Source organism: Flavobacteriales bacterium (assembly GCA_016704485.1).
Classification (GTDB): Bacteria; Bacteroidota; Bacteroidia; order Flavobacteriales_F; family PHOS-HE28; genus PHOS-HE28.
Map to the genome: position 1 here is coordinate 1,000,033 of JADJAA010000002.1, position 20,174 is coordinate 1,020,206.

At 51.5% G+C, this 20,174-nt stretch carries 14 protein-coding genes; 12 read left to right on the plus strand and 2 right to left on the minus strand.

Annotation, left to right across the window (positions count from 1 at the left end):
* The first annotated feature begins 26 nt into the window (after positions 1–26).
* The 8 genes from IPF95_15385 to IPF95_15420 all read left to right on the plus strand — a co-directional run bounded on the left by IPF95_15385 (position 27) and on the right by IPF95_15420 (position 12,525).
* On the plus strand, positions 27–980 hold the full coding sequence (locus IPF95_15385) for a tetratricopeptide repeat protein (GenBank protein MBK6476069.1): 954 nt from the start codon (positions 27–29) through the stop codon (positions 978–980).
* Complete coding sequence (locus IPF95_15390; protein ID MBK6476070.1) at positions 977–4,342, plus strand: hypothetical protein; 3,366 nt, start codon at positions 977–979, stop codon at positions 4,340–4,342. The genes IPF95_15385 and IPF95_15390 overlap by 4 nt, the downstream gene beginning before the upstream one ends.
* Positions 4,343–4,346: 4 nt before the next feature.
* Positions 4,347–6,254: a DUF3857 domain-containing protein gene (locus IPF95_15395; protein ID MBK6476071.1), complete on the plus strand. Its 1,908-nt coding sequence runs from the start codon at positions 4,347–4,349 to the stop codon at positions 6,252–6,254.
* Positions 6,251–8,230, plus strand: coding sequence for a DUF3857 domain-containing protein (locus tag IPF95_15400; GenBank protein MBK6476072.1), 1,980 nt, complete (start codon positions 6,251–6,253; stop codon positions 8,228–8,230). The genes IPF95_15395 and IPF95_15400 overlap by 4 nt, the downstream gene beginning before the upstream one ends.
* A 197-nt stretch (positions 8,231–8,427) precedes the next feature.
* Positions 8,428–9,258 (plus strand): T9SS type A sorting domain-containing protein, encoded by an 831-nt coding sequence (locus IPF95_15405; GenBank protein MBK6476073.1) that lies wholly within the window; start codon positions 8,428–8,430, stop codon positions 9,256–9,258.
* Between the two features lie 71 nt (positions 9,259–9,329).
* The gene (locus tag IPF95_15410; protein MBK6476074.1) at positions 9,330–10,907 is read left to right on the plus strand and encodes a hypothetical protein; all 1,578 of its coding nucleotides are present in this window, start codon (positions 9,330–9,332) and stop codon (positions 10,905–10,907) included.
* A 90-nt stretch (positions 10,908–10,997) separates the two neighbouring features.
* A complete protein-coding gene (locus tag IPF95_15415; protein ID MBK6476075.1) occupies positions 10,998–11,534 on the plus strand; it encodes an NAD(P)H-dependent oxidoreductase in 537 nt (178 codons plus the stop codon).
* Positions 11,535–11,709: 175 nt separating this feature from the next.
* Positions 11,710–12,525 (plus strand): T9SS type A sorting domain-containing protein, encoded by an 816-nt coding sequence (locus IPF95_15420; GenBank protein ID MBK6476076.1) that lies wholly within the window; start codon positions 11,710–11,712, stop codon positions 12,523–12,525.
* Between the two features lie 134 nt (positions 12,526–12,659).
* Here the strand turns inward: IPF95_15420 and IPF95_15425 are convergent, their stop codons facing one another.
* Positions 12,660–13,829, minus strand: coding sequence for a DUF1624 domain-containing protein (locus tag IPF95_15425; GenBank protein MBK6476077.1), 1,170 nt, complete (start codon positions 13,827–13,829; stop codon positions 12,660–12,662).
* Between the two features lie 160 nt (positions 13,830–13,989).
* Between IPF95_15425 and IPF95_15430 the strand changes: the two genes are divergently transcribed.
* On the plus strand, positions 13,990–14,409 hold the full coding sequence (locus tag IPF95_15430; GenBank protein MBK6476078.1) for a hypothetical protein: 420 nt from the start codon (positions 13,990–13,992) through the stop codon (positions 14,407–14,409).
* A gap of 50 nt (positions 14,410–14,459) precedes the next feature.
* On the opposite strand, the gene IPF95_15435 is transcribed toward IPF95_15430, so the two are convergent.
* Complete coding sequence (locus tag IPF95_15435) at positions 14,460–17,006, minus strand: hypothetical protein (protein ID MBK6476079.1); 2,547 nt, start codon at positions 17,004–17,006, stop codon at positions 14,460–14,462.
* Positions 17,007–17,299: 293 nt separating this feature from the next.
* On the opposite strand from IPF95_15435, the gene IPF95_15440 reads away from it, so the two are divergent.
* From IPF95_15440 to IPF95_15450, 3 genes are read left to right on the plus strand one after another with little or no spacing between them, the layout of a single operon-like run.
* The gene (locus IPF95_15440; GenBank protein MBK6476080.1) at positions 17,300–18,928 is read left to right on the plus strand and encodes an acyl-CoA carboxylase subunit beta; all 1,629 of its coding nucleotides are present in this window, start codon (positions 17,300–17,302) and stop codon (positions 18,926–18,928) included.
* Complete coding sequence (locus tag IPF95_15445; GenBank protein MBK6476081.1) at positions 18,928–19,494, plus strand: hypothetical protein; 567 nt, start codon at positions 18,928–18,930, stop codon at positions 19,492–19,494. The genes IPF95_15440 and IPF95_15445 overlap by 1 nt, the downstream gene beginning before the upstream one ends.
* A gap of 2 nt (positions 19,495–19,496) precedes the next feature.
* The gene (locus IPF95_15450; protein ID MBK6476082.1) at positions 19,497–20,150 is read left to right on the plus strand and encodes a hypothetical protein; all 654 of its coding nucleotides are present in this window, start codon (positions 19,497–19,499) and stop codon (positions 20,148–20,150) included.
* Positions 20,151–20,174: the final 24 nt, after the last annotated feature.

Below are 20,174 nucleotides of genomic sequence, written 5' to 3' on the forward strand. Positions count from 1 at the left end.
ATTTTTCTGCCCAATTATTACAAGGAATGCGCATCATTTCATTGTTGGCCCTGATCATAGCGAACCTACTATCTGTGCAAGCACAAACACAGAGATCCACGGCTGATGCTGTAAAATGGGCACGTGCATTAGAATTGGACAGCCTAGGTAAGACCGCCCAAGCAGTGAAGCTCTATACCGATCTTACCAACGAACCTGCATGGGCGTACAAAGCTTATATGGCTCGGAGTGGGGCCTATTTCGTAGTTCTGCATGATTATCAGGAAGCATTCATGGATCTTGCAAAAGCCATGGAGTTGGAACCGGATAGCATTGCTCCATATTTGAACCGTAGTGCATGCTACATCACAGCCAAAATGCCGGATCGTGCACTCTCCGATCTCGACGAAGCGCTGGTCCGTGCCAGAGACCGCGAAGACAGCATTTCCGTTTTCGTGAACCAGGCCAGTGCACTATTCACCGTCCGGAAGTTCGATGTGGCATTGACCGCCTTGGACAAAGCACTCTTGCTGGACAGCACATCGATGGCAGTGCTATTGAACAAAGCAACAGCATTGGATGAATTGGGAAAACAAGAGGAGGCATATACCATTACACTAAAGCTCCACGAATTATTCCCCGTTGATGTCGCCATCATGAATAACTTAGGCTATCAGTCCAGTAACATGAAGAATTTTGACGAAGCAAGGTCCTGGTATGAAAAAGCACTGAAGGTTGACCCCAAGGACGCCTATATTCTCAGCAACCTGAGCTATATTCAATTGCAACAAGGCGCATTGAACGATGCACTGGACAGTGTTGAACGCTCAATACGATCCAACCCGAACAACAGTTATGCGTATCGCAATGCCGGTTTGATATGGCAAGCCAAGGACAACAAGGCCAAAGCATGTGATGCCTTCGAAAAGGCATTATCGCTTGGTTTCACCACGGAGTATGGTCCTGAAGTGGCCGACCTGAGAAAGAACTATTGCAAATGAACTCGATCCACATGATCTACCCGTTACAGGAACAAAAGCGACCAACTCGTTCATCACTTCGATCCACCCTCATCCGTCACCTAGGTCTTTTCGCGCTTATTGCAATGGGTTCCACCATCACGCAGGCTCAAATGAAGATGGACATGGGTCATGGTAGTGCCATGCTGGATCAAGCGCGCGAACTAGTGCGGAGCGATAATAAAGCTGAAGCGTTGAAGTTATTGGGTACAGTGCATCCGAACGATTCACTGTATGACAGAGCATTGCAAACACGTTTCTATCTTCTCGTTGACGATAAGAAATTCGAAGAGGCGAATACGCTGAGCATATTGGGCATGCGGGCCAAGGGTAAACTCAGGAATGAGTTCATGGTGATGCACACCGCTATTCTTGTGGATCTGGAAAAATGGGAGGACGCATTGGCTGCAGCTGACTCGGCAATTGTAGCGTTACCCGGACTGTATCGTCCACGACACTTGAGATCTCTTTCGCTGGCGGAACTCGGTAGAAAGAAAGAAGCACTGGAACAATCCATGGACAATGCGAAGCGATTCCCGTACAGGCGCGAAGCACACGTTCGGTTGGGAACGTTGGCCTTTAACGAAGGACTTGTCTCACAAGCCGCGATGGCATACGCTATGGCCCAAGTAGTTCGGTATGACGATGACTTCGCAAACACCTTACTCGGCCAGAACGACGGTGCACTAGGGGCTACCATTGAAGCAAAGTCGGAAGGATACGACCTCAGCGTTACGGGCGATGACCTTTCTGAAGAAGACTTGTTGATCCGTAGCAAGGTGGCCATGGACAAAGACTACAAGTGCAAGCCGGATCTTACGTACCCCATATGTCGGCAGTCTCATTTACTTTTCACCTCCATCCATGAAAAGAAAGGTGAATTGAAGGGGTTCTACAGCGAGTTCTACGGCCCGTTGATCAATGAGATCATGGACCAGGGCTTATTCGAAGGGTTCATCTATCACTGCTTACTCTCAAGCACCGATAAAGGGGTCAAGTCCCTTGCATCGAAGAACAAGAGCAAAGTAGAAGCCTTCCGTGCAAAAATGGGAGATGTGATGCAAAAGCATTACATCATGTTCCCAGAGGAAGAAGGCGGAGCGAACGTGATGCACATCTATAACAATGATGGCGATATGGTGGGTTATGGTCCGGGGGATCCAATTAACTCGGCCAGCTCGGGCCAGTGGAATTATTATTACAGCAATGGGCCAAAGCGATCATGGGGTAATTTGGATAACGATGGTAAACGCACTGGAACTTGGTCCGACCGCTATGAATCCGGCATTATGTCCAGCAGGGCAGAATACAAAGCCGGCGAGATCGAAGGACTTGCTCTGTTCTATCATGAGACAGGTGCACTCTCGGATAGCATTCATGTTGTGGATGGCAAACGCAATGGCCAAGTGTGTATGTATTACGAAATGGGAGGCCTTCGCAACTGCAAAACAACAGTAGCTGGCGCATGGACCGGCCCTGTTACCGAGTACTACCGGAATGGCGCACCGGAGTGGACATATGCCCTGAAGGAAGGGATCACGGAAGGCACCGTGAAGCAACAGTACAATACGGGCGGAACGGCGTTCATAGGTGAATATATCAACGACCTGCGCAGCGGTACTCACAACGAAATGTACCCTGATGGTGCCAAGAAAAGTTCATACAGCTATACGGAAGGAAAAGGCAACGGTGCATACACCAAATGGTCTGCGGACGGTATGCTCTCCGAAGAAGGTACGCTCAAGAACAACGTGATCATTGGCGAACGGAAGACCTACGACCAATGGGGAACGTTGGACGTACTCATGCGTTTCGATGAACAAGGACGCGCCCAGGGAACACGCGTAGAGAACAATGACGAAGGCAACCCCTTCGTTGAAATGGAATACAACAAGGATCTGCTTATCCGGTATTCCTATCGCGATCGAACGGGTAAGGTCATCGGAGAAGGAACACGTTCCAAAGGCAGGTTCGATCTGAAAGGATATAACATGGACAGCGGGCTTCGCGTGGAAGGAGTGTATTTGGATGAAGGCCAGAAAGATGGCAAATGGAAGTACTACCAAGCCGATGGCACGTTGGAGAATGAAGAGAATTTCAAGAACGGAGAACCGGATGGAAAGCAACTCTTCTATTCAGAAGATGGATCGAATTTCGGCTTCGACGAGAACTACTCGCGGAATGATATTACGTACACCGCATTCGAGCGCTACTACCGCGATGGCAAAATGCTCTACGAAGGACAGATCAAAGGCGACAACAATGACGGCGCCTATCGTCGATACTATCCGGATGGCACATTGGACCAGGACCTCTATTACGTAGCTGGCCGGTTCCACGGCTGGCAGGTGTATTATGATGTGGACGGCAAGAAGATCTACGCAACGCGTTATGAGAACGGGACCATGATGGAACAGATCAATTATGACCGGGATGGCAACGCTTACGAAACCGTGGTCGTAACGCCCGGTGCATTCGAGTTCGTCCAGCATCATTACAACGGTGCAGTTCGTTCCCGTTGGGCTGTGATGAACGCTATGTTGAACGGTAAGGCAACATGGTATTATCCGGATGGCTCCGTGGAAGTGGAAGGCGAGTTCCTGAATGGGGACCGTCATGGCAAATGGACCGGGTACCACACGAATGGCAAAAAGAGCTATGAACGAGAGTACGTAATGGGCAATAGCATTGGTCAGTATACCCAATGGTTCGCCAACGGTACGATGCAAAGCGAAACACCTTACGTGGCCGGATATGTTAGTGGGTTGGCCAAAGAATACCATGATAACGGCAAGATCTCGTTCCAGCGCAATTACGGCTATGGCAATTATCACGGCGATCATTCAAGTTACACCCTTAATGGCGAGCCACAAATGGTGCGCTTCTATCACAAAGGGCGTTTGTACGCCTATGGTTCCCCCACCGCTGATGGTACCGTAAAGGACACCATACATGTAAGCAGCGGTATTGCGAACTGTACCTCCACGTTCCCGGATGGCACGAAGGCGCGTCAGATCAATTTCCGGAACGGAGAGATCGATGGAAAGTTCATTGAGTATCACGCCAACGGAAAGGTCATGGAATCGGCGGAATACCAAGTTGGTCAAATTGTTGGCGAGCATGAAGAATTCTACGCCGATGGCACTCCAAAACAGACCACACCCTACGTTGCTGGTTTGAAACACGGGGAGCAGATCGCTTACTGGAACACTGGAAAGGTGAAAGAAAAACGTAACTTCAAGTTCGGAGAAGAACAGGGTCTTCGAACATTCCATGACCAAACAGGAAAACTACTTGCAACTTTCGACGTTCGGGACAATGACGTTGTCGAGATCATCAAATAACCGAATGCGGGCCGCGTTGTATTTGATCGCATTGTTGTTCTGTGGGCAAGCATTCGGACAGAACATGTCCGAGCAGCTTGTGCTGCTCCGGCGTACGTACCAGGATCAATCGTCCGTTTACCTTCGGAACAACACTACGTACCACATTGTGCGAACTGAGAAAGGCATTGTTTCCACGCGTGAGATCGAAAATGACCGTATGTTATTGAAAGATATCGTGGGGGACGTACAGGAAGAGCGCGTGTATTACAGTGACCTAATGCCACTGAAGGAGATCGAAGCCTATACCCTCATACCGAAGGGCAATGGCTCCAAACGGATAAAGATCGGTGCTGTGGAACACCGTGATCAGCGCAGCAACAGCATCTTCCACGACGATTCGCGCATAGCCTATTTTACAATGCCATCCTTGGCTTCCGGAGCAGTGGCGCATTTACGTTACGTGGTTGCGTTCCCGGATGCCCGCTTCTCCACCGGCCACTATTTCGCCAGTGAGTTTCCTGTGGAAGAAAGCATTCTTACCGTGATCAGTGACGCGGACATAGACGTTGACGTGCGCACCTTCCATATGCCGGATGGCAGCTATACACGGTCAGTATCCACCGAGAAAGGCAAAACCGTACAACGGTACACCATGCGCAATGTTCCGCCCATGAAGTTCGCTAGTGATGCACCTTCATTCAGCTATTACACGCCCCATGCTCAATTGATCGTGAACACTGAGAAAGTTGAAAGCACGGACCGAGTGGACCAGCTCTATGGATGGCTGTACAGTTATGTAGGGCAATGTTCAGATCCGGCCGATGCTTCCATAACCGCACTTACGGATTCGTTAACGGCGAACATACTGGTCCCCCAGGAAAAAGCATCGGTGATCTACCGTTGGGTGCAGGACCACATCCGCTACATTGCATTCGAGGATGGCCTCAATGGTCTCATTCCAGCACCTGCCGAAGAGGTTTCACGTGTTCGATATGGTGATTGCAAAGGTATGAGCAACGTGCTGCAGACAATGCTTCGTGCTGCTGGACTTGATGCCCATCTGGCATGGATCGGCACGCGGGACAGACCTTATACGTTCAATGAACTACCCGCTGCCGGAAGTAGCGACCATATGATCGTGGCCTTGTACTTGGCGGACACCACCCTCTTTCTGGATGGCACTGCGAATGTGAACGCGTTCGGTTTTCCCAGTGGATTCACTCAAGGTAAAGAAGCGCTGATCGCCATGGACAGCGCGACGTACAACATCAGCACCGTACCGGTTATGCCCGCTGCGGCCAGCGTGCTGCGCGATGACGTTCGGCTGAAATTCGTAGGGAACGAGTTGGTCGGCACCGGCAGGATCACATTGACCGGATATGATCGGCACAACCTAACGCATTATTTACGCGCCGTGCAACCCAACAAAGTGAACGACGTACTGCGCAGCGTGTTGATGAAAGGCTCCAATAAATTCCAACTGGACAGCACGCACGTGGAAGGTCTGAATGATCGAGAAGCACCGCTCAGCATTACCTACACCTTCAGATTACCGGACCACATGCACCGCAATGGCGACCGTGTGTATTTGCCCTTAACGCTAAGCGACCCTTGGAAAGACCTTCGGTTTGCGGAAGAACGCGTCCTACCCTTGGAATTCCCCTACGAGTATGAACGCCATTACACCGTGACATTGGATCTTCCGGAAGGAGCACAATGGGATGGCGCCTCTTCAGAACTGAAAATGGACATCAATGCCGCCAGCTACAGCATTATGACCAATGGCGATCAACGCACGATAACCACCAACGCTGACTTCGTTGTTAACCGTTTGATCATGGATGAAGAACTCAATGATTGGCGGGACATGAACAAATCGCTCCTGAAGGACTTGGGCCGTACCGTAGTAATAGACCTACCCAGCGAATGAATCTTTCCAAACTCTTGATCGGTGCCGTTATCGGTGCCAACACAATGCTTCCTTCACCGGCCAATGCCCAGCATGACCATCTGAAGAACTACGATTGGGACCCCGCGCCAACCCTGCCGGACACCACCGGCTTCGGGTCCTCCAACGAAGTGATCCTGTTGCGCAACAACATCCAACAGTTCGAGGATCAAGGAGAACTGATCTACTTCTATGATGTGTTCCATTACCAGAAATACTTGGGTGATGATGCGGCTGTGGACCAGAATAAGACCTTGGACATCAATACAGGATCCATCTTCGACATGTACACCTTGAAAGCAAGGTCCATAGCACCGGACGGTACGGTTACCGAACTCCCCAAAAGCGCCTTTTTAGAGCGTGCGGATGACAACGAAAAAGGCAAAGGCACCTATTTCGCGTTCGAAGGGTTGCGACCGGGCAGCGTGGTTGAATACCTGATGTTCTCCAAACAGACCTGCGAATACAGGGGTGCTGTTACGCGACTCCAGTTCAGTTTGCCCATCAAAAAGGAAACCTATGAAATGCTGGTGCCCGATTCCTGGCGTTACCAATTCAAAGGATATAACGGCCTTCCCGAACCTACCGCGGACTCAACCCTTGCCGGCCATCTGCTGCATAAATTGGAGTTAACGGATGTCGCGGCATTGGAAAGTGAAAGTAACGCGGACACCGAAAAATACCGGATGTATCTAGTGCATAAGCTGGATGCTATCCCCAGTCTGAACGCACTGCACATCAGCGACTACAATGGCGCAACCAAGATCTACCACGATGCGCTTTACCCGGATCTCGGTGCCAAGACCAAGAAGGAACTCGCTGGTCTGGTCAAAAAGATAGGAATAGGGTTCGCGCGTGATGAAGCGGATCGTTTGCGAACCATTGACCGGTATATACACGGCAACTTCCAGTATGCAGAGAGCGGCGCTGCGGAGCTTTCGGACCTGGACGCGATCATGAAGACCAGAACGTGTAATGAATTCGGGATGCAGCGACTCTACGCCAACGTTTTTCGTGAGGCCGGGATCGAACATCAAGTGGTGCTTACGAACGATCGTACCCTAACACCCTTCGATCCGGAATTCGAATCCCGGAATTACCTGCAGAACGTGGTCTTCTACTTTCCAGGACCGGATAAATACCTCGACCCAACGGAATTCGGTCTGGGCCTTGGCTACCTGGCGCCAGAATACATGGGCAACCACGGTCTGTTCATCAAGAACAAAGAATTGGGTGGCGCCTTTGTTGGCATCGGCAAAGTGAGCTTCATCCCCGACCTTCCAGCGGAAGACACGCGGCACGACCTGTTGATCACTATCAATCCTAGTGTTGATGCCACCGAAGCTGATGTTGTCGTGAAGAACGAGTTAACAGGTTACTACGCGCGCTACATCCAGGAATTCTATTCACTCATGAATGAAGAGCAGCAAAAGGACATTCTTCAAGGGCACATGGGGCATCTGACCGAGGGGGCCATCAAACAAGACCTTCAAGTTGAAAACGCCAAAGCGGATCAGTTCGGTATGAAGCCCTTCACCATCAACGCCAAAGTGACCACCAATAAATTCACCAACCAAGCCGGGAATGAAGTGCTGCTGCGTGTAGGTGAACTCATTGGCCCGCAGATGGAACTCTACGCTGAAAAAGAACGCAAGCTACCGAGCGACTCCCCCTTCAACCGGTATTATGACCGTAAGATCATTGTAGAATTACCCGATGGCTGGACCTGTGCGGACCTATCACCGATGGAGGTCCATAAGGTGATGGAGATCGACGGCAAGCTCGAAGCCGAGTTCCGATCCAGTGCAACCCAGAATGATGGCATCATTACGATCGAGATCGTGGAGTACTACCGCACCACGCACGTACCGGTGGAATATTACGAGGCCTATCGCGGGGTGATCAATGGTGCCGCTGATTTCAATAAGCGCAACTTGCTGCTGAAGCCTGCAGGTTAGTTCGTAACCTCACTTGTTCCTGGATCGCCAGTGCCTCCATTATCTGTTGGCCTCGTGAACAAAGCCAACGAGTCACTAGTATAGTGAACGGTTGAAATACCTCGTGATCTGAACACACGATCTCCTGTTCGATCATTGTGGTAGTCGCGATCTTGTTGACCCAGTTTCTGTCGACATTCGATGGGAAATCTATCAGCATGTTCAACTTCAAATTCTTTCCTGCACTTTTATTGATCGGTTCTTCTGTTCAAATGAACGCGCAAGTTGCGGATGCCGGACCTGACCAAGAACTCTGTCTAGATCATACCACCTTACAGGCAAATGCGCTGATGCCGGATGTTACCGGCTATTGGACCTTGTTGAGCGGTAATGTAACGATCGCGGATGATTCAGATCCGACGAGTCAGCTAACCAACATCTATGTAGGGGCAAACACGCTTTCATGGACGATCATCAATGGTACAGATACTACAACCGATGAAGTAAGCATAATTCGATATGAATTTGATCCGGCTATCGCAGATGCAGGGTCGGACCAGACCATTTTTACCCCCCTATCAACAGCTGTAATGCAAGCCGCAACTCCATGGTTCCCACAAGTCTGTTCATGGACCGTTGTTTCCGGAACCGGGATCATAACCAATGTGAATGACCCGCAGACCAGTGTGAGTTCACTGGGCGTTGGAGAAAATATTTTCCAATGGACTTGTGATGATGGTGAGTGCAGTGTACCGGGCAATTTAGACCAAGTTACGATCTGGGTAGAAACGGCCATGTCGGTAAGTACTATTGAGTTTTCACAACCCACATCAATTTGGTATGATCAAACTACAGGTCTGTTGCAAGTTAACAGTGACGTTGGTATTGATGACCTAACGCTTTTCGATGGATCGGGAAGACGCATTCAACTGCCAGACCAAACGAACGGAAGGCCAATGAACATTGGGAGTCTTCCTTCTGGCACCTATGTGGTGATCGCGAATATCGATGGCGCTTTACAAACCCAGCGTTTCATAGTAAGCCGCTGAGAAATTCTCGCAAATATCTTATCCACTTCCGCGCACGGACGTTGTAAGGAGCGTGATCAACAAGTGCCAGCATGATCGCCGCAAAACATTTGCACTTCCGCCGGATCCAACACTTCTTATTGAGCATTGGGCCGTGGCCCTTTTTGCTGATCGGGGTGGTCGATCGTGCTTTCTTGATCGGCCTTTTCGGTGGTCAATACGTGAGTACCGATGATGCCATAATGTGGGCCGGTGCGGTGGACTATGCATACGGTATCTTTCATTGGCCATATTACTATGGTCAGGATTACGGCCCTATGTTGGAAGCCTTGGTGGCTGCACCGTTCGTGAGACTTGGCGTTCCGCTGCGTTGGGCAATGCCGGCGGTGTCTTCTTGCTTGGCCTTGCTTCCCTATTGGTCGTTTGCTCTTTGGAACCATAAGCATGGGAGGGTATGGGCAGCGTTGGCATTCGCGCTAACTCCGCTGCTCCTTCCGGTGGAATTCGGAATGATCACCACCATACCACGCGGTTTCGTAACAGGACTTGCACCCTTGGCTTTTCTTCCGTGGATATACGGTCTGACCCACACGTGGATAAGGTCACTGCTCACTGGTTCCATCATTGCTGTGGCTTGGGCGATCAATCCTAATTCGCTGATCTTCTCTTGTGCGTACGGTATTTGGTTCGTGCTTAGTAGACCTGAAGTGATCAAATCGGTTGCTGCAATCTGTCTCGGTGCGTTGCCGCCATTCTATTTGCATGTGCTCGCAAAAAGTTGGTGCAATGATCACAGTGACGCGATCATTCACCGGCTTTCGGTCGATATCTGGCACTTCGATCCGCAGGCCACGTGGAATAGCCTTTGCCACTTGGGAGACCACTTTCAATGGCTTTGTCCTGTAGCATGGAGCAATCCTGAAATGATCGGCATCGGACTGATCGCGCTCTGCATGATAGCTTATTTGAAAAATCAATGGCCATTGGCGATAGCCCTTACACTTACAGTGCTGGCGATCATTGCATCCTTCTCCATGCCAAAAGTGCAAGATGGTTGGGATTCAGTATTCTACCCGTTGTCTCGTATGTTCTTAGCGTTGCCTTTGCTATTGGCGTGGGCAGCAAGCATGTTATTCAGAAAAGTTCGTATTTCCGGTAATATCATATTCGTATCATTCCTCATAGCCTCATCCGTGGTCTGTTACAAGATCTCCAACATACGCGCAACTGCGGAAGGACAATTTGCCGCTCCGACCAAATGGTTTTCCGTTCAACCTTACGATGTCCTGATCAAAGATGCCATCGCATTGAACACACTCTGCATCGAACGGAACGTTGATCTGATCGTAGTACCAAAAGAACTGGGAACCGGGATCTGGGCGCAATTCCGTGCATACATGTACCCTACGATGATCGATGAACTGCCACCAACGTATCTGTTCGGATACGAGCGGCGTTATTGGCAACGCGAGCTCTACGGGAACGCTGTGGTTCCGAACATACTTGTGATCGGTGGTCCTTTGGAGAAGTGGGGTTCACTTGGTGAAAAGCAAGGTCAACTGGAAGCTGTTCGCAAAATGAATGGTGATGCGGCTTACCTGATCGTTGGAAATACACAGCCAACGGATGCGCTACTTAATGACGTCATCATTCAGTTGAATTCACCTTGAACGATAACTGTACACGACATTTCGAATGCAGATATTTCCCTAGGCAAAATCGGCTTTCGCTCTCCAGAACTAGACTCCAGAATTTACACCATGCCCAACATCCTTGTCATAAACGGTAGCACGCGCGAAGCATCTACTAATGGACTCTTCATCAAGGCCATCATCAAGCTCGCGGCCGATCTTGCGCACTTCACCGTATTCCCTTCCATTGCTGACCTTCCACAGTTCAACCCTGACCTTGATGTGGATCCAGCACCAATTCCTGTATCTCATTTCAGAACCTTACTTGCGACTGCGGATGGCATACTTATCTGCACGCCGGAATATGCCATGGGCGTGCCGGGTTCTTTGAAGAATGCCTTGGACTGGACCGTTTCAACTGCTGATTTCCGCGCGAAGCCGGTGATGCTTGTCACTGCCTCGCTCTCCGGTGAAAAGGCGCAAGCTTCTTTGATCGATACCCTAAAGGTGATCGAGGCTTTGCTCGATGCGGAAACCACAGCGTTGGTAAAATTTGCGCGAACAAAAGTCAACTCAGAAGGTGTGATCACCGATGCGGAAGCATTGGCGGATGTTCAAAGAGCATTGGAAGCTTTCATGAATTCCGTTGCCAGAATATTGAAGTAGTGGCGTCTTACTTTCAGCCATTCCAAGAGAACCTATCATCACACCTCACCATGGATAATTGCGTCGAATAACCATCATTCAAAGTGTCAACGGGAAGGCAATTGGTTGTTCTTCAAATTGATAATCGCTTCTAACGTTTCTTCGAGCTTCTTAAGTTTGTACAAATCACTTGCCCATGACCAACCGTACTCTTTTTTCTATCCTAGTCCTACTCACCTCTTGGAACTTGTACGGGCAAGTTGCAGACGCAGGCCCGAGTCCGTACCTCTGCGGTACTAATTTCGACATGTTCGCCAATGTTCCAGAACCACCAGCTACAGGTCTTTGGAGCCTGATCTCCGGCTGTGGTAACGTTGCGGACCAGAACGATCCATTCACACCTGTTGTCGGCTTGTGCGTGGGTGAGAACGTATGGCAATGGACCATCTTCGGACCCAACGGTGCAACTTCCGACATAATGACGATCACTGTGTTCGATGACCAATTACCCGCTGCAGATGCTGGCCAGGACATCACCGTAGTGCTTCCAAGCACCAGTGCTCAATTGCAAGGTTCTCCTGATCCAAACCCACCTGTGTTCTGTACCTGGACCCTAGTTGCCGGAACGGCCACGATCGTGAGTCCGAACGATCCGAACACAATGATCAGCAGCTTGACCGTAGGTTCCAATGTATTCCAGTGGAGTTGCGACAACGGCCCGTGCGGGATCACGTCAGATCAAGTAACGGTGACCGTTTCGCCTTCCACCGGGATAGCCCAGAATGAAGCCGACATGAACTGGCTCCGATACGACCCAACGACACAACAACTTTCACTCAACACTAGTGGAAGTGTGGATCGTTTCACTGTACAGGACATCAGTGGTCGCATGGTGAGCGATCTCGGCAATGGCGCACGGACGTGGAGCGTAGCTGGAAAGCCAGCTGGCGTGTACATCGCAAAGGCGATGGTGAATGGCTACGCGCACGTGTTGCGGTTCGTGGTGCAGTGAATACCTGACGACTTCCTTCTTCAACTTCCAGCTAAGCCTGATCGGCGGAGACATACCACGCACGCATGGAACGGATACTCACTTGGTAGTTTCCATTGATCGTTGGACACACAACTGGTTGGTGATTTTCACTGCTACAAGTAACTCAACCACCACCACTGTCGGTTATTGCTCTTCAGCTTGTTGAACCAAACGCACAGCGGGTAAAGTGCGACCACTACACCTATCCAGACCAAGTAGACCACGGGTAAGGAAAAGCCATAACCCACTAATTCCTCGGACCACCAAACGGGCGTATCCAACACCATGCTCTGCCAACCGAAACCGGTGAGCTGCGCTGCGATCAGCGCCAACGCATGGATCAAGTAAATATGCAGGATGTAATAGAAGAACGGCACGCGTCCGAAGACGATCAATGCCGAAGCGAACCAGCCCTTCACCTTTTCCGTTGCAGCTAGAAAGAGGATCGCAGGTCCCATGGTCATCAGCAGATACAATAGACTCGGTGGATACTTCGTAAGGTTCAGGAAGGACAACACGGTAAATGATCTGGACGCCTGGGTTTCCCATGGATGTGGATCACCGTAATCGTTCAAAGCACGCAAGGCGATGAATAAGAACGTGGTGGCCAAACCCAAACGCATCAGCATCCGTGTACGGACCTCCGAAGTATAGCCTTTACCGTAGAGCACGCCGAAGCAGTAACCCAAAGCCATGGTGCCGATCCATGGAATTACGGGATAGGCAAAGATCGCAGTGCGACCGAACATCTCAATGCTACCCCGTTCATGCAGGAAATACCACCATACGTTCTCAACATGAATGCTGTCCAATGCGTTGTGTCCAAAAACAAGAACAGCACCGATCAGTCCTACCCAGCGTAGTTGCAAATGCACCAAGGCAGCCATGGCTACCATGCTTACCCCAATGGCCCAGATCACCTGTAGCCCGAAGAACGGAAAGGTCGGGTTGAACATCCAACCGAAACCAACCAGAAAGCATTCCACCACGATCAGCCAAAGCCCGCGTTTCAGCAAGAAGAGCGATGTGTCTCGTGTGGTCTTCCGCTGGTGGACGAACCACGCGGAGGTGCCGGCCAGGAACACGAAAATGGGCGCGCAATAATGTGTGATCCAGCGCGTGAAGAACACAGGAATGTTGGTCGCCTCCAGATCAGTAGGACTATACAGGAACGCATCCGCATGGAAGTAATCGCGCACATGGTCCAAGGCCATGATCACCATCACGATGCCGCGCAGCAGATCGATGGATGTGGAACGGGAAGCGGTGAGGGTCTTAGCCATTCGGAGGACTAACTTACGCAGGAAAGATCGGGCCTCGATCCATGCTTATGATCAACGCAAGTGCCAACGCTGATGCTGTGGTAAACCTCTTTACTTTCGCACTACTTGGATCACATAAGCTAATCAGATAATTAGCTGATCAGCTAATCGCCCAACTACTATGTCAAAAAAGGTAGATATCGTGTATCCCAAGAACGAGATCATTTGCAAGTCACTGTTGGGGTTTAGCCATATGATGATCATCTTGCTTTTCTTGATCCCTCTGTATGCTTTGGCGCAAACCGATACGCTTGAAGTCGCTTGTGACACGACTGCTTTTGGAACACAGTACGAATTGAAGCAGATCACTTCGAATGGAACAATCGTCGCATTGGGCCATAGAGATGTCAAAGGAAGGAAAACAGGACGCTGGTGTCATCTCCGTCATGAGGATGCCCTTCGGATGGAAGGTGAATATCGGAAGGATATCCGGGTCGGGGTTTGGTGGATGAACAACCGTGAGTTCTTCGAGTATGACCGCAAGGGCAAGATCGTCGCCAAAGGCAGTGGCATGCGAGGGAACAACTCCATTCCTTTCTGATGGTGAATGCTGCATTCCGCGTTAGGGATAGAAGTGGAAAGCCTGCCAGACTACTCCAACACGAACCGCTCGCTCCAGGATCTGCTGTCCTTCTGCAAGCGGAGCACGTAGAGGCCGGGCGGCAAAGAACGCAGATCGAAGTCCGTGGTCGACCTTTCGATACGACCTTCCATGACCACCGAACCACGGGGATCCACCACACTGGTCATCGCGTTCGTCCATGCCCCATCATGCTGGACGCTTACGATGCCATTGCTCGGAATGGGGAACACACGTACACTGCGCTGCTCCAACTCCTCGATCGCATCCGGAATCTCAACACTTAAGATGCACGGCTCCGTGATCACCGGTTCGTTCAGGTCGAAGTAGATGTTGGCTATGTTCGGGATGCTTTCACCTACGGAGAGACCGGGTCGTGTGTCGATCTTGAACAGGACATGTCCGTGGCTGTTCGCTTCGTCAAACGTGCTATCAGGCAAGAAGATGGGGTCGAACAGGAAGTGTAGGGCGCCATCACGGAAGAACCATGAGCAGGGATGGCTCGATCCGAGCAAATGGAAAGTGCTTGGGTCGAGGTCTTCGCTCAACGTGTCGGTGATCAACACCCGCAGCGCGGGCGCCGTTCCGGTATTCTGGAAGCGGATCCGGTATTCGGCAGAACGCCCATCCACCCCTTCTTGCGGTGTCAAGGACGTTGGGTACACATGCTTGTCGTTCGGATCGAAAGAAGCGCCCACGAACGTCGAATAGCTGTTCACGTTGTTGGTGAGGTCGATATCATCCTCCGTAGGAAGTACGGTCGCAACCAGATCCAACGCAGTCCCATTGGCCATGCCGAAGGGAATGTTGAACACTGCAAGCAACGTACGCTCTTCGCCGAAAGCGAGGCTATCCAAATTCCACACATAGGTCGAGCCTTGGACCGTGGCCGTTGGGCTGGAGGTGACCAAGTTCAACCAACCCGGTGTTTGCAGGAGCACCTCGACATTGTGTTGCACATCGCCCAGGTTGCCGACGTACACGAAGTGCGCCATGGATATGCCAGGCCAAACCCCACCTGTCCAATCGTTCTGCACGTAGAGGTCGTGTTCCGTGATGTTCACCTGAACGCCGAAATCCGTGTTCGGTACTACCTGCTCGTAGGTATCCACTGTGATCGGATATGAGTTGGGTTGAATACTCAGGACCTCCGGCACGTTCGGTTGTACAGTGATCGAATAGGTCCCGAAGGGAAGACCAAGCGCGTAATGGCCCAGACTGTCGGTGCCCGTGAAGCGCTGTTCGGTGAAATCGCCTACCGTCGCGTTCGGGATCGGTGGTTCACCGCCATCCTGGATACCATTCCCGTTGTCATCGCGGAAAACCGTGCCTGTTACCAAGGGCAACGGGTCGGGACATGTGCTATTGGTGATCGAACAAAGCGGCAAGGTCATTTGGACGTTGAACAGCTCGTTCGGTAGGCAGCTGACCGGCACGTTGGTGAGGTAGAACACATTGATATTGGGAGGTATCGACGGCAGGCAGCTCAACGGCAGGTTCGTGATCTCCAACCACTCCAAGGTTTCGGGCAGCTCCGGCAGCTCCGTCACCGGCAAGTCGTACAGGAACATCGAATACAATGTGGAAGGGAATGGTGGCAGGGTGTCGATCTGCTCGCATCCGTTCAGGTTCAGTGTGTATAGCGACGGTGGTAATTCGGTTGGAATGTCCATTGAACTGGACTGCATGAGCAATAGTAAAAGGCCAGAAGGCAACGCGGGTAGCTCGGGCCAGAACATGTCCGAGACCTCGAAGAACTCCAAGCTGGCGGGCAGCACCGGAGGTGGCATGAGTGGACATCCTTGGATCGAGAGCCCCTCCAATCCGGTTGGTATTGCGCCCAGGTCGCTCAAGGCATCGAGATACGAGATCACGATAGACTTACAATCCGCACCAACGACGAATTCACTGAGAAGAGGTGAGTAATAAATGGATACCGAGTTCACCCCCGTGCCCAGGTCGACGCTCTCCAATTGCTCGTTCAGGTCGGAGACCACCTGTGCATCGCTCAGTTCCGGAATCGCCAAGGAGACAAGCCCGGTGCTGTTCATAACGAGCGAATCCACTGTATTCGGGATGGCAGGCAGTGCAGCGAACGACGGTGCAAATTCCACCATCAAATTACGCAGGCCGATAGGCAACGCAGGCAATGTGGTCAATTGTGGAGCATCACTGACCCAAAGCCGTTGCAGCGTACTGCTTGATACCAATGGAAGTTCAACAGAGGGATAGCTATATAAGACCAGTTGCTCCAATGGGGCACCCACACTGGTCCATGTCAGCTCCATGCTTGGATCGAAGAAAGTGATGCGCAGTATATCCAACCCCGCCAAGGACTCCAATCCGGTAAGATCACAGGGCGACCAACCCACTCCGAGATCCCACTCGTTGGGTGTCAGCGTGGCGTTGTCGGTGGGCATGTTGCCATCGATATCCACCAGCCCCGGCGCCCAATCGTTCAGTGCTGTACGGAAGTCCACATCAGGGATGAAGACCGTTTGGGCACGAAGGCCAAGAACTGCGAAGAGCATGAAAAGAAGGACGGAGCTGCGCATCATGTGGTTGGATCTTGTAACGAATATAGCGCAGGGAATGATCCCTTATCCATTGTCACTTCAACCACCGATCTTCGCACCCTAGCCGCTCAGTGATCATCTGATTTTCTGACCATCTAATTATCTGATCCTCTACCATGGCCCAAAAGATCGACATCGAAGCCTCAAAGAACGAAGACCGGAGGAAGGATCATGTCACAAGGAACAAGTGTCAATTGATCAAGGTTTCATTATAAAACACACTCAGCGCCTCCGCTTGAGGCCTGCATTCTACTTTCGCACCTATGGCAGAGAAGATCGATATCGAAGCGAGTAAGAACGAAGACCACAACAAGCTTGCGGTAAGCGACCTCAACAAGCGATTGCATAAGATCCACCAAGGAGGTGGTGAAAAGCGCATAGCCAAGCAGCATGAGCAAGGCAAAATGACCGCCCGCGAGCGCATCGATACCCTGCTGGATAAAGGCAGTCCGCGCATTGAAGTGGGTGCCTTCGCGGCCGATGGCATGTACAAAGAGTACGGCGGCGCACCCAGTGCAGGTGTGGTGGTGGTGATGGGTTACGTTAGCAAACGCCAATGCATTGTGGTGGCCAATGACGCCACGGTGAAGGCCGGGGCCTGGTTCCCGATGGCCGGCAAGAAGAACCTGCGCGCACAGGAGATCGCGATGGAGAATCGCTTGCCGATCATCTACTTGGTGGACAGCGCGGGCGTTTTCCTGCCGATGCAGGATGAGATCTTCCCGGACAAGGAGCATTTCGGACGCATCTTCCGCAACAACGCGGTGATGAGCAGCATGGGCATTACGCAGATCAGCGCCGTGATGGGCAGCTGTGTGGCGGGTGGCGCCTATTTGCCGATCATGAGCGACGAGGCCCTGATCGTTGAAGGCACCGGCAGCATTTTCCTTGCGGGCAGCTACTTGGTGAAGGCCGCCATTGGTGAGGACATCGACAACGAGACCCTCGGCGGTGCCACTACGCACAGCCAGATCAGTGGCGTTACTGACTACCAGTGCAAGGACGATGCGGAGTGTTTGAAGACCATTCGCAGCCTTATGGACAAGCTGGGCAAGCCGAAGGACGCGGGTTTCAGTAGAGAGAAGGCCGTTGCTCCAAAAGCCGACCCGAAGGAGATCTACAGCCTACTCCCCATGGAGCGCACCAAGCCTTACGACATGCGCGAGATGATCGCACGCTTGGTGGACGATAGCGAATTCACCGAATACAAAGAGGGCTACGGCCAAAGCATCCTCACCGTCTATGCCCGCATCGATGGCTGGGCAGTGGGCATCGTGGCCAACCAGCGCAAAGTGGTGAAGAGCAAGAAGGGCGAGATGCAATTCGGTGGCGTGATCTACAGCGACAGCGCCGACAAGGCCACGCGCTTTATTGCCAACTGCAACCAGAAGAACATTCCGCTGGTCTTTTTGCAGGACGTCACCGGCTTTATGGTGGGCAGCCGCAGCGAACATGGCGGCATCATCAAGGACGGTGCGAAAATGGTGAATGCCGTGGCCAACAGCGTCGTACCAAAATTCACCATCATCATCGGCAACAGTTACGGCGCCGGCAACTACGCCATGTGCGGCAAAGCCTACGACCCGCGCTTGATAGTAGGTTGGCCCAGCGCCCAAGTAGCGGTTATGGGTGGCGACCAAGCCGCGAAAGTCTTGTTGCAGATCGAAGTCGCATCGCTCAAGAAAAAGGGCGAAGTCATTACCGCGGAACGCGAAGAAGAGATCCTTGGCAACATCCGCCAGAATTACTTGGACAGCACTACACCCTACTACGCCGCAGCACGGTTGTGGTTGGATGCGATCATTGATCCGCTGGATACGCGGACTTGGATTTCGATGGGTATTGAGGCTGCGGCGCAATCTCCGGCGACGAGGGAGTTTAATATGGGGGTTTTGCAGACGTGATGAAGAAATCAACTCTTGCAGTCATTGTTCTTCTTGCTGGAATTCTAGCGCTCATCGCCCTGGGGTTCTGGGGAGCATCCTATATGGCAAGTGCATCTCCTACCCTGCTCACACTTTTGGCCGGCGGGATTGGGTACATGGTGAGCCGACTGATTGAGTCATGGAAAGAAAGCAGAACACGGCTGCATGAAAAGAAGCGCGAGGTGTACAAGAACCTCATGGCGATGTGGCAGAATGTTCTCGTCAAATCCATTTCAAACAAAGCCAACAAGCAAGAACATCAACTCAGTCCGAAGGAAATCGAACAAGGTGTCCATGCCGCCTTTGAATCGGTGCTCTATGCCTCGGACGGTGTTGTGAAGAGCTACGGAACCTTACGCAATCTGGACTTCGCGAATAGTCCACCCGAGCAAACACTTTTCAAAGTTGCCGGGGTCTACATGGAGATGCGCAAAGACCTTGGGCATTCGTTCTCCACCGTCGATGAGGTCGATATCCTCAAGATGTTCATCAACCTCAGTTCTGCTGAGCAGGAACGTTATCGCTCAATGCTCAAGACCAAGTGACTTTGGGCGTGCTACCGCGCAAAGCCTCGGGTCGCGCTTTTCGTTCCAAGTCCTCGCCGGAATACCGGCTCCGGGCTTTCCACTGCAATCGCTCACGCGGAATTCGTCACTATTTTGCGATCATGAAGTACCAAAGCCTCGTTCTCCTCCTACTGTTCGTGACTTGCACTCTGACGACATCGGCCCAGAAGCTAGACGAAGACAAAGTGGATGAATTCACCAAGGTCGCCATCAAGCGAACCACTTGGGAGAAGTTTGTTGGTGGTGGAGGCATGGCTACGCTTTCAACGCACATTCGATTGTCAAAGCTCAACGAACGCGTTGTCATTGAACTCAAGATGATCCGCAGCAACACGGTCTATTCGATTGACGAAAGCGCCAACCTCATGTTCTTGTTTGCCAATGGCGATGTGGTCACCCTGCACAATAACGAGTTCGCGTTGACGTGTTCGGGTTGCGGAGCCACAGGCTTCGTTGGAAGCACCGGAATGGGAACGCACACACGATATCCAATCGGCGAGGAAGACATCGCGAAGATGTCCAAGGACACAATCGCAAAGGTGCGCATCTACACGAACGACGGTTACATCGAACGCGATGTCAGCAATAAGGAGAGTGCGATGGTTCAGAAGATGCTTGCCTTAGTCACACAGTAACGCGCCCCTGTCATGCCCAAATAC